Annotated in this window: 11 protein-coding genes and 2 pseudogenes; 4 read left to right on the top strand and 9 right to left on the bottom strand. The window is 74.3% G+C overall.

Annotated elements, in window-relative coordinates; genetic code table 11:
• The first annotated feature begins 1 nt into the window (after window position 1).
• The 3 genes and pseudogenes from G5C62_RS10615 to G5C62_RS28675 all read left to right on the top strand — a co-directional run bounded on the left by G5C62_RS10615 (window position 2) and on the right by G5C62_RS28675 (window position 2855).
• Window positions 2–490 carry a (2Fe-2S)-binding protein gene (locus G5C62_RS10615; protein ID WP_036339601.1) on the top strand — a complete coding sequence of 163 codons (489 nt, stop codon included), beginning with the start codon at window positions 2–4 and terminating at the stop codon, window positions 488–490.
• A 146-nt stretch (window positions 491–636) separates the two neighbouring features.
• Window positions 637–1671 (top strand): annotated as a pseudogene (locus G5C62_RS28670) (molybdopterin cofactor-binding domain-containing protein); the annotation flags it as partial.
• A 143-nt stretch (window positions 1672–1814) separates the two neighbouring features.
• Window positions 1815–2855: a xanthine dehydrogenase family protein molybdopterin-binding subunit gene (locus tag G5C62_RS28675; protein WP_277424771.1), complete on the top strand. Its 1041-nt coding sequence runs from the start codon at window positions 1815–1817 to the stop codon at window positions 2853–2855.
• Window positions 2856–2864: 9 nt separating this feature from the next.
• On the opposite strand, the gene alc is transcribed toward G5C62_RS28675, so the two are convergent.
• From alc to G5C62_RS10660, 8 genes are read right to left on the bottom strand one after another with little or no spacing between them, the layout of a single operon-like run.
• A complete protein-coding gene (gene alc, locus G5C62_RS10625; RefSeq protein ID WP_164700945.1) occupies window positions 2865–3995 on the bottom strand; it encodes an allantoicase in 1131 nt (376 codons plus the stop codon).
• Window positions 3996–4050: 55 nt separating this feature from the next.
• A complete protein-coding gene (allB, locus tag G5C62_RS10630) occupies window positions 4051–5376 on the bottom strand; it encodes an allantoinase AllB (protein WP_164700946.1) in 1326 nt (441 codons plus the stop codon).
• Window positions 5373–6032 (bottom strand): urease accessory protein UreD, encoded by a 660-nt coding sequence (locus G5C62_RS10635; RefSeq protein WP_231558488.1) that lies wholly within the window; start codon window positions 6030–6032, stop codon window positions 5373–5375. The genes allB and G5C62_RS10635 overlap by 4 nt, the downstream gene beginning before the upstream one ends.
• A gap of 59 nt (window positions 6033–6091) precedes the next feature.
• The gene (ureG, locus tag G5C62_RS10640; RefSeq protein ID WP_164700947.1) at window positions 6092–6772 is read right to left on the bottom strand and encodes an urease accessory protein UreG; all 681 of its coding nucleotides are present in this window, start codon (window positions 6770–6772) and stop codon (window positions 6092–6094) included.
• 18 nt (window positions 6773–6790) lie between these two features.
• Entirely contained in the window at window positions 6791–7438 is a 648-nt protein-coding gene (locus G5C62_RS10645; RefSeq protein WP_206330575.1) for an urease accessory protein UreF, read from the bottom strand.
• Window positions 7438–9159: an urease subunit alpha gene (locus tag G5C62_RS10650; protein WP_164700948.1), complete on the bottom strand. Its 1722-nt coding sequence runs from the start codon at window positions 9157–9159 to the stop codon at window positions 7438–7440. Before G5C62_RS10650 ends, G5C62_RS10645 begins: the two co-directional genes overlap by 1 nt.
• Window positions 9159–9458, bottom strand: coding sequence for an urease subunit beta (locus G5C62_RS10655; RefSeq protein ID WP_346774118.1), 300 nt, complete (start codon window positions 9456–9458; stop codon window positions 9159–9161). Before G5C62_RS10655 ends, G5C62_RS10650 begins: the two co-directional genes overlap by 1 nt.
• Entirely contained in the window at window positions 9458–9760 is a 303-nt protein-coding gene (locus tag G5C62_RS10660; protein WP_036339584.1) for an urease subunit gamma, read from the bottom strand. The genes G5C62_RS10655 and G5C62_RS10660 overlap by 1 nt, the downstream gene beginning before the upstream one ends.
• A 157-nt stretch (window positions 9761–9917) precedes the next feature.
• Between G5C62_RS10660 and G5C62_RS10665 the strand changes: the two genes are divergently transcribed.
• On the top strand, window positions 9918–10313 hold the full coding sequence (locus G5C62_RS10665; protein ID WP_164700949.1) for a GntR family transcriptional regulator: 396 nt from the start codon (window positions 9918–9920) through the stop codon (window positions 10311–10313).
• Here the strand turns inward: G5C62_RS10665 and G5C62_RS10670 are convergent.
• A pseudogene (locus tag G5C62_RS10670) lies at window positions 10261–10486 on the bottom strand (GntR family transcriptional regulator); the annotation flags it as partial. The gene G5C62_RS10665 and the pseudogene G5C62_RS10670 sit on opposite strands and share 53 nt — an antisense overlap.

Below are 10486 nucleotides of genomic sequence, written 5' to 3' on the forward strand. Positions count from 1 at the left end.
CGTGCGTCTGACCTGCACCGTGAACGGCACCGAGCAGCACGTGGACGACGTCTGGGAGGGCGAGAGCCTGCTGTACGTCCTCCGGGAACGGATGGGCCTGCCCGGGTCGAAGAACGCCTGCGAACAGGGCGAGTGCGGCTCCTGCACCGTCTACCTCGACGGCCTGCCGGTCTGCGCCTGCCTGGTCGCCGCCGGCCAGGCCGAGGGCCGACAGGTCGGCACCGTCGAGGGCCTGGCCGACCCCGAGGCGCTGCACCCGGTGCAGCAGGCCTTCCTGGACGCCGGCGCCGTCCAGTGCGGCTTCTGCACACCCGGGCTGCTGGTGGCCACGCACGACCTGATCACCCGGCACGGGCGGCCCAGTGACGCCGAGACCCGCGAGGCGCTGGCCGGCAACCTCTGCCGGTGCACCGGCTACGAGAAGATCCTGGATGCCGTCCGGCTCGCCGCGGACCGGATGGCCGAGCCCACGGCAGGGGGAGACCGATGAGCACGCCGACCCGCACGCCGACCGGGGCACCGGAGCACCTGACCGGGCCCGGCAGCGGCGGGGTCGGCGACGACGCCCAGCGGCCCGACGGCGTCCTGAAGGTCCGTGGCGAGTTCGCCTACGGCAGCGACCTCTGGATGGAGGACATGCTCTGGGGGGTCACCCTGCGCAGCCCGCACCCCTACGCCCGGATCCGCTCGATCGACACCAGCGCGGCGCTGGCCACCCCCGGCGTCTCCGCCGTGCTCACCTCCGACGACGTGCCGGGCGAGAAGGTCTACGGGCTCGAGCTGGCCGACCAGCCGGTGCTGGCCCTCGACGTCGTCCGCTACCAGGGCGAACCGGTGGCGCTGGTCGCCGCCGACCACCCGGAGACCGCCCGGCTGGCCGCCGCCCGCATCCACGTCGACTACGACGTGCTGGAGCCGGTCACCGACGCGCGCACCGCGCTGGGGCACCCGACCTGGAACCAGGTGCACGACTCCACCGCCGAGGTCACCGAGCTGAGCCGGGAGAGCGCCCACCTGCACCCGGAGGGGAACCTGGTGCGGCACCTCAAGGTCCGCACCGGTGACCCGGCGCCGACCGCGGACGTCGTCGTGGTGGGCGAGTACGAGGTGGGGATGCAGGACCAGGCGTTCCTCGGCCCGGAGGCCGGCCTCGCCGTGCCGGCCGAGGACGGCGGCGTGGAGCTGCACGTCGCCACCCAGTGGCTGCACGTGGACCAGAAGCAGATCTGCTCCGCCCTCGCCCTGCCGCCCGAGCAGGTGCGGCTGACGCTGGCCGGCGTGGGCGGCGCCTTCGGCGGCCGCGAGGACCTGTCGATGCACGTGCACGCCTGCCTGCTGGCCCTGCGCACCGGGCGCCCGGTGAAGATGTCCTACAACCGAGAGGAGTCCTTCTTCGGCCACGTGCACCGCCACCCGGCGACCATGCGCTACGAGCACGGCGCCACCCGGGACGGCGAGCTGGTCTACGTCAAGGCGGCGATCTACTTCGACGGGGGCGCCTACGCCTCCAGCACCCCGGCCGTGGTGGGCAACGGCGGGACGATGGGGATCGGGCCCTACGTCGTCCCCAACGTGCACGTCGACTGCTACGGCGCCTACACGAACAACCCGCCGTGCGGGGCGATGCGCGGGTTAGGGTCGGTGCAGACCGCCTTCGCCTACGAGTCGCAGATGGACGCCCTCGCCGCCGAGCTGGGCATGGACCCGGTGGAGCTGCGCTGCCGCAACGCGATGGAGGAGGGGTCGGCGACACCCACCGGCCAGGTGATCGACAGCCGGCCCCGGTCGCGGAGCTGCTGCGCCGGCTGGAGGCCATGCCGCTGCCGGCCGCGTCCGGCGACGGCGAGGTCGACCTGCGCGACATGCCCGGCGGGGTCTCCAACACCACCCACGGGGAGGGCGTCCGGCGCGGGGTCGGCTACGCCGTGGCGTACAAGAACGTCGCCTTCTCCGAGGGCTACGACGACCACTCCACCGCCCGGGTGCGCCTGGAGGTGGTGGGCGGCGAACCGACCGCGACCGTGCACACCGCGGCGGCGGAGGTCGGCCAGGGGCTGGTCACCGTCGAGCAGCAGATCGCCCGCACCGAGCTCGGGGTCGAGCGCGTCGTCGTGCACCCGAAGGACACCAGTGTCGGCTCGGCCGGCTCGACCTCGGCATCCCGGCAGACCTACGTCACCGGCGGGGCGGTCAAGGCCGCCTGCGCGAAGGTGCGCGAGCAGGTGGTCGCCCGGGCCGAACGACTGGTGGGACGGACCGTTCCCGACCTCCGGCTGGCCGGTGGTGCCGTGGTGTCCGACAGCGAGGACATCACCGTCCCGCTGGCCGACCTGCTGGGCGACGACGTGCTGGAGGAGACCCTCGAGTGGCGGCACCGCCCCACCGCGGCGATCGACCCGGAGACCGGCCAGGGCTTCGCGCACGTGCAGTACGCCTTCTCCGCGCACCGGGCCGTGGTGGACGTCGACACCGAGCTCGGGCTGGTCAAGGTGGTCGAGATGGCCTGCACCCAGGACGTCGGCAAGGCGATCAACCCGCAGGCAGTGGTCGGCCAGATCCAGGGCGGCACCGCGCAGGGCCTCGGGCTGGCGGCGATGGAGGAGATCCTGATCAAGGACGGCAAGGTGCGGAACCCGTCGTTCACCGACTACCTGATCCCGACCATCCTGGACATGCCGCCGATGCGCATCGAGGTCCTCGAGTACGCCGACCCGCACGCCCCCTACGGCCTGCGCGGGGTCGGCGAGGCGCCCAACATCTCCTCCGGCCCGGCGGTGCTCGCCGCCATCCGCGCCGCGACCGGTCTCCCGCTGACCCGGGTGCCGGTGCGGCCGGAGCACATCACCGGCACCTGACCGGCTCCGTCAGCCGGCCCGGCCGTCGAGGAGGGTGCGGACGGCCGGCGGCAGCTCGCCGGACAGCGGCCGGTGGCCGACGAGCCGGCCCGCTTCGCTCGGGTCGACGCAGAGCGAGCCCAGCACCTCCAGCGCCGGGACGTCCGGCAGCGCGTCGAACCAGCGGCGGCCCAGTGCGGTGCGACCGGCGGCGGTCGGGCGCCCCCACAGCCGCAGCCGGGCCATCCCGCCGTCCGGGAACACGTCGAGCCGGACACTGCTCACCCCGGTCTCCCCGTCGAGGACGAACCGGTGCCGGGTGTCCGGCTGCAGCCGGGTGCGCGGCAGCAGGACTACCTCCGCGCCGTCGGGGGTGCGGCCGGTGAGCGAGGCGGTGCCCGGGGCGTTGCCCTGGAAGTAGGAGGTGTCCAGCTCGGCGAGGGTGACCACGCCCTCGCAGGCCAGGTCGATGTCGACCCAGTCGTTGCCCCCGCCGCGGCGGCGGGCGTTCTCCCAGCCCTCGCCCATCGACCGGGTGAGCCCGCGGCCGATCAGCTGGTGCGGGCTGCCGTAGTGGGCGTTGCTCACGCCGGTGACCCGTCCGCCGTTCTCCAGGGCGGCCAGGTCGAACGGCCCGGCGTCGACCAGCCGCGGGTCCGGGACGACGGTGCCGTGCACCCGCAGCCGGGCGACCCCGCCGTCGGGGTGGATGGACAGCCGCACGTGCGTGTACCGGCGGTCGGACTCCACCGGGAAGGCGTTGGCGGTGTCGCCGGCCAGGTCGACGAGCGGCAGCAGCGGCTGCCAGTCGGCCCGCGCCAGCTCCTCCACCGACGGGTGCCCCTCGACGGCAGCGCCGTCCAGCGAGGCCTGCGGCGGGTAGTTGCCGGTGAAGAACGCGGTGTCGACGACGACGCCGGCCACGATGCCCGGCGTCCCGAGTCGCACGATCGCCCAGTCGTGCCCGGGGCTGCGCCGGCGCCGCGTCTCCCAGCCGTCGTACTCCTTCCCCTTGTGCCCGAACTCGATGCGCGGCACGGCCGGGTGCGGCAGCACCAGGTTCTCCCGGGCGGCGAAGAACTCGTCGTTCGCAGCGACGACGGCGCCGCCGAGGTCACGACGGGCCAGGTCGGGGAGGGCGAAGAACGCGGGCTCGGTCATCGGGCTCCAGACGGATCGGGACGGACGCGGGTCACTGTGGCACGGCGCAGGCCTGTCACCCCTCCGATCGCTCGAGCAACCGGCCGAGGGGAGCCGCATCGTCGGCCAGCAGATGCCCGCGCAGCCAGGTCCGGCGGACCACCCCCGTGAGCTCCCGCCCCGCATACGGCGTGACCGGGTTGCGGTGGTGCAGCTGCGCCACCCGCCACCGCTCGTCGGGCGCGAACGCCACCAGGTCGGCGTCCTTGCCGACCGCGATCGCGCCCTTGCCGGTGAGCCCGGTCAACCGCGCCGGCGCGGCCGACATCCACCGGACGACGTCGGCGAGCGTGAGCCCGCGCGCCCGGGCCCCGCTCCACACCACCGGCAGGGTCACCTGCAGCCCGGCGATGCCACCCCAGGCGAGCGCGAAGTCGCCGACGTCCAGCCGCTTGAGCTCCGGCGTGCACGGCGAGTGGTCGCTGACCACCAGGTCGATGTCGCCGGCGGCCAGCGCGCGCCACAGCGCCTCCCGGTGCTCGGCCTCCCGGATGGGCGGGCAGCACTTGAAGGACGTGTCGCCGTCGGGCACCTCCTCGGCGCTGAACGTCAGGTAGTGCGGGCAGGTCTCGACGGTGATCCGCACCCCTTCGGCCCGGGCGGCCCGCAGCATCGGCAGCGCGGCGGCGTCGGCCAGGTGGACGACGTGCACCCGGGCGCCGGTGTCCCGGGCGGCGGCGATGAGCCGGCCGATCGCGGTCTCCTCCGCAGCACCCGGCCGGGAGGCGAGGAAGTCGGCGTAGCTGCGCCCGCCCGACTGCGGGGCCGCGGTGATCACGTCGTCGTCCTCGCAGTGCGCGATGAGCAGCCCGTCGACGGCGGCCAGCTCGGTGAGCGCGGCCCGGAGGCCGGCGTCGTCCAGCGGCGGGAACTCCGGGACCCCGGAGTCGAGCAGGAAACACTTGACGCCCACCGCACCGGCGGCGAGCAGCCGTGGGAGCTGGCCGGTGTTGCCGGGCACGGCGCCGCCCCAGAAGGCGACGTCCACGCTGACCTGCCCCTCGGCCGCCGCGCGTTTCACGTGCAACGCCTCGACGTCGACCGTGGGCGGGACCGAGTTCAGCGGCATGTCGACGATCGTGGTGATCCCACCGGCCGCCGCCGCCCGGGTCGCCGAGGCGAAGCCCTCCCACTCGGTGCGCCCGGGCTCGTTGACGTGCACGTGGCTGTCGACCAGTCCGGGGAGCAGCACCTCGTCCTCGGCGAGGGTGACCACCTGGCCGTCGACCTCGTCGAACCCGGTGACGGCGACGACGACCCCGTCCTGCACGTGCACCGCGGCCGGCCGCTCCCCGTCGGGCAGCACCACCCGCCGGGACCGAACGACGAACGACCCGCTCACCGCGTCACCTCCGCCAGCTCGTCGACCGGTCGCGGCGACACCGACGCCAACCGGGTCACCGCATCGTGCAGCTCGTCGCCCCACGCCGTCCCCACCCAACCGCCGGGCAGCGGCAGCCGCACGGCGTCGACCCCGGTCGCCACCTCCCTCTGGCCGCCGCCGGTCGACACCGTGGAGACGTAGGCCCGGGGGGCGACCGGCGGCAGCCAGGCGGGTGCCCCGGGGCCGAGGCCGACCGTGGTGTGCACCAGCGGACGGCCGTCCCGCTCGACCCGGGTCGTGCCGGTCCAGCGACCGGGCTCCTCGCCCACCCGGCCGAGCAGCACCTGCTCGGTGGCGGTCAGCTCGCCGCCGTCGGCCAGCTGCGCGTGCAGCTCGGCCCGGTGGTCGGCGCGCGCGGTGACGACGGTCGGCTCCGGCGCCAGCTGCAGCACGCCGGCGACCTCGGCGCGCACCAGCTGCCACGACGGCGGGGACTCCCCCCGGGCGGGCAGCACGACGGCCGCGGCGACCGAGTGCACGCTGAGCCGGGCGCCTGCCTCCACGACGAGCCGGATCTCCACGTCGTCCCCGCCGAGCGGGCCGAACGCCGTGGCGACCAGGTGCACGGAGGCAGCGCCGGTGCGCCGCACCGCCAGCTGCCCGCTGGCGCGCACGATCGGCAGGGTCGTGCGCCCCCGCGCGTCGCACCGGGCGACCACCTCCACCCGCGTCCTCACGGCGCCGTCTGCAACGCCCTCGCGCGCACCTGCTCCCGGACCCACTCGGCGACCTCGGTCGCCGCGGGGTCCTCCCGCAGCGAGATCAGCAGCGTGGGCCTGTCGCCGCGGACGGCGTCGGAGTCGCGGCGCATCACGCCGAGGTCGGCACCGACCAGCGGTGCGAGGTCGGTCTTGTTGACCACCAGCAGGTCCGAGGCGGTCACCCCGGGCCCGCCCTTGCGCGGCACCTTGTCCCCGCCGGCGACGTCGACCACGAACACCTGGACGTCGACCAGCCCGTAGCTGAACGAGGCGGTCAGGTTGTCCCCGCCGGACTCGACGAACACCAGCTCCAGCCCGGGGTGCCGGGACTCCAGCAGCTCCACGGCGTCGAGGTTGGCGGTGATGTCGTCGCGGATCGCGGTGTGCGGGCAGCAGCCGGTCTGCACCGCCTCGATCCGGTCGTCGGGCAGCACGGCGTTGCGGCGCAGGAAGTCGGCGTCCTCGGTCGTGTAGATGTCGTTGGTGACGACGGCGAGGTCGTACTCGGCGCCCAGCGTGCGGCACAGCGCGGCGGCCAGGGCGGTCTTGCCCGAGCCGACCGGCCCGCCGAGGCCCACCCGCAGGGGGCCGCCGTTCCGGTGCTCCGGGGGGTACGGGTCCACGTAGTCGTCGATCCGATGGTCAGGCGGCATGTGCACTCCCAGTGACGATCATGAGGCGAAGAAGCGGTCGTTCCGTGCAGCGTGCAGTTCGGCGAGCAGATCGAGGAGGGGGTCGGTGGCCGCCGGCAGGTCCTCGGCGGACGCGTCGGCGACCTCGTCGACCTCCGGGGCCAGCCGGGCGGTCACCGCGGCCACGGTGATCGGGTCCATCGCCAGCAACCGCTGCGCGGCGGTGGCCGGTCCGCTGATCGAGAGGTAGGCGGCGGCGTGCGCGGCGTCCCGCGGCGTCAGCCCACCGGTCGCTGCGGCGACGCCCAGGGCCAGCGGGTGGTGCGGCTGGGCCGGCAGCGCCGCCCACGCCGGGTGCGGCCAGGCCCGGCTGCCGACCCGGACCAACCCCCGGCCCTGCTGCCGGGAGGCGGCCCGCAGCGCCGGGGAGGGTGTGCGGGCATCCGCCTCCGCGTCCAGCGCCCCGAGCACAGCCACCGGGTCGGCGTCGTCCACCGCCCGGCACGCGGCCGCCGCCAGCCCGGCAGCCACCGCTCCCGAGGTGGCCAGCCGCCGGCGCAGGAAGACCGCCAGCGAGCCCGGGTCGGCGAGCAGCCCGGCCGCGATCGCCTGTTCCACGCCGCCGGAGTGGGTGTGTCCCCCAGCGGGCAGCCGCGAGTCGGCGAGCGTGAGCAGCGCGGCCGTCATCAGAACAGGAAGTAGCGCTGGGCCATCGGCAGCTCGGCGACCGGCTCGGGCTCCCAGACCTCGCCGTCGACCGACACGGTGAACGTGTCCGGGTCGACCCGGATCTCCGGCAGCGCGGTGTTCTCCGGCATGTCCGCCTTGCCCAGCCGGGTGGTGTCGGCGACCGCGACCAGCCGCCGGTCGACCGCCAGCCGGTCGGCCAGCCCGGCCTCCAGCGCGGCCGGGGCGACGAAGTGCACCGAGGTCTGCGCCGGCACCCGGCCGTACGCGCCGAACATCGGCCGCGGCAGCACCGGCTGCGGGGTCGGGATGGAGGCGTTCGCGTCGCCCATCTGCCCCCAGGCGATCATCCCGCCCTTGAGCACCACGTGCGGCCGGACGCCGAAGGTCCCCGGGTCCCAGAGCACCAGGTCCGCGAGCTTCCCCGGCTCCACCGAGCCGACCTCGCCGTCGATGCCGTGCGCCACCGCCGGGCAGATCGTGTACTTGGCGACGTACCGGCGGGCCCGCAGGTTGTCGGCAGCGCCGTCGCCGGCCAGCGAGCCGCGGCGGCGCTTCATCACGTGCGCGGTCTGCCAGGTGCGCATCACGACCTCGCCGACCCGGCCCATCGCCTGGGCGTCGGAGCCGATCATCGAGATGGCGCCCAGGTCGTGCAGCAGGTCCTCGGCGGCGATGGTCGTGGGCCGGATCCGACTCTCGGCGAAGGCGAGGTCCTCGGGCACGGAGCTGTCCAGGTGGTGGCAGACCATGAGCATGTCGAGGTGCTCGTCGAGGGTGTTCACCGTGTGCGGCCGGGTCGGGTTCGTGCTGCTGGGCAGCACGTTCGGGTGGCCGGCGACGGTGATGATGTCCGGTGCGTGCCCGCCCCCGGCGCCCTCCGTGTGGTACGCGTGGATGCTCCGGCCGGCGATCGCGGCCAGGGTGTCCTCGACGAAGCCGGCCTCGTTCAGGGTGTCGGAGTGCAGGGCCACCGGGACGCCGTTGCGCCCGGCCACGGTGAGCGCGGCGTCGATCGCGGCCGGCGTGGAGCCCCAGTCCTCGTGCAGCTTGAACCCGCTGGCGCCGGCCCGGAGCTGCTCCTCCAGCGAGTCGACCGAGACGGTGTTGCCCTTGCCCAGCAGCGCGACGTTGACCGGCATCCCGTCCATCGCCTCGAGCATCCGGGCCAGGTACCAGTCGCCCGGGGTGATGGTGGTGGCCTTGGAGCCCTCGGCCGGCCCGGTGCCCCCGCCGATCATCGTGGTGATGCCCGAGCCGATCGCCGTCGGCACGATCTGCGGGCAGATGAAGTGCACATGGCAGTCGATGCCGCCGGCGGTGAGGATCCTGCCGTTGCCGGCCAGCACCTCGGTGCCCGGACCGATGACCAGGTCGGGGTGGACGCCGTCCATCGTGTCCGGGTTGCCGGCCTTGCCCAGCGCGACGACCCGCCCGTCCCTGATGCCGACGTCGGCCTTGACGACCCCCCAGTGGTCGAGCACGACCGCACCGGTGATCACCAGGTCGGGGGCGCCCTCGGCGCGGGTGGCCCGGCCTTGCCCCATCGACTCGCGGATCACCTTGCCGCCGCCGAACACCGCCTCCTCACCGGCCAGGCCCGGACCACCGCAGCGGTCCTCGGTGACCTCGATGAGCAGGTCGGTGTCGGCCAGCCGGATCCGGTCGCCGACCGTCGGGCCGTAGAGCTGGGCGTAGCGCTCCCGGGACAGCCGCACCATCAGGCCAGCCCACCTTCCGCAGTGAGCCCGGGGACGACGCGGGCGCCGGCCAGCGGGACGAGGGTGACGGTGCGCTGGATGCCGGGCTCGAACCGGACGGCCGTGCCGGCGGCGATGTCGAGCCGGTGACCGTGCGCCACAGCCCGGTCGAACGCGAGCGCCCGGTTGGCCTGGGCGAAGTGGAAGTGGGAGCCGACCTGGACCGGTCGGTCGCCGGTGTTGTGCACCGCCAGCTCGACCCGCGGCACGCCGGGCAGCGTCTCGATGACGCCCTCGGCGGTGACGACCTCGCCGGGGATCACGAGATCGGGTGGTGGACGGTCACCAGCTTCGTCCCGTCCGGGAAGGTCGCCTCCACCTGCACCTCCTCCAGCAGCTCGGGGACGCCGTCCATCACGTCGTCCCGGGTCAGCACGGTGCGGCCGGACTGCATCAGGTCGGTGACCAGCTCGCCGTCCCGGGCGCCCTCGAGCACGTGGTCGGTGACGATCGCGGTCGCCTCGGGGAGGTTGAGCCGCAGGCCACGGGCCTGGCGGCGGCGGGCGAGCTCGGCGGCGTAGCTGAGCATCAGCCGTTCCTGCTCGTGCGGGGACAGCAACACGGGCGTCGTCCTCCTGACGTCGGCGAGCCGGCGGAGTCAGGAACCTAACCGGCCCGTGTGACGGTCCCGTTGCGGGGACTTGTGCACCATGATTCGTGGGCTCTATGGTTCGCTACATGAGTAACGAACCAGCGAGCCGGCCGGGTCGTACGCCTCGGTGAACGAGGACGCCGGCCCGATCTTCCGACAGGTCGCGACACAGCTCGAGGACGCGATCGTCGACGGCTCCCTCGCCGAGGAGAGCCAGGCGCCCTCGTCCAACGAGCTGGCCGCCTTCCACCGCATCAACCCCGCCACCGCCGCCAAGGGCCTCAACCAGCTGGTGGCCGACGGGGTCCTCTACAAGAGACGAGGAGTCGGGATGTTCGTCGCCACCGGCGCACGGGAGCAGCTGCTCAAGCGGCGCCGCAGCGAGTTCGCCTGCAGCGAGGTGGAGACGTCGGTCAGCGCGGTGTGCCCCCGGAAGCGCATGGTGACGCCCTCGAGCGTGGCGGCGACGGTCACGACCGGCCTCCCCGCTCGCGCAGCAGCTGGACGATCTCGGCGATGCTGATGCCCACCTTGTCGGCCTCGGCCAGCAGGGGGGTGAGGTACTGCTCGGCGAACTCGCTGCGGCGCCGCTTGAGCAGCTGCTCCCGTGCGCCGGTGGCGACGAACATCCCGACTCCTCGTCTCTTGTAGAGGACCCCGTCGGCCACCAGCTGGTTGAGGCCCTTGGCGGCGGTG

The organism is Modestobacter sp. KNN46-3, assembly GCF_011039295.1.

Excerpts from the sequence above, each read along its gene's own strand:
- G5C62_RS28675 (WP_277424771.1), top strand. The coding sequence starts at position 1,815 with ATGCCGCTGCCGGCCGCGTCCGGCGACGGCGAGGTCGACCTGCGCGAC.
- ureG (WP_164700947.1), bottom strand. The coding sequence starts at position 6,772 with ATGCCGCCTGACCATCGGATCGACGACTACGTGGACCCGTACCCCCCG.
- G5C62_RS10645 (WP_206330575.1), bottom strand. The coding sequence starts at position 7,438 with ATGACGGCCGCGCTGCTCACGCTCGCCGACTCGCGGCTGCCCGCTGGG.
- G5C62_RS10650 (WP_164700948.1), bottom strand. The coding sequence starts at position 9,159 with ATGGTGCGGCTGTCCCGGGAGCGCTACGCCCAGCTCTACGGCCCGACG.
- alc (WP_164700945.1), bottom strand. The coding sequence starts at position 3,995 with ATGACCGAGCCCGCGTTCTTCGCCCTCCCCGACCTGGCCCGTCGTGAC.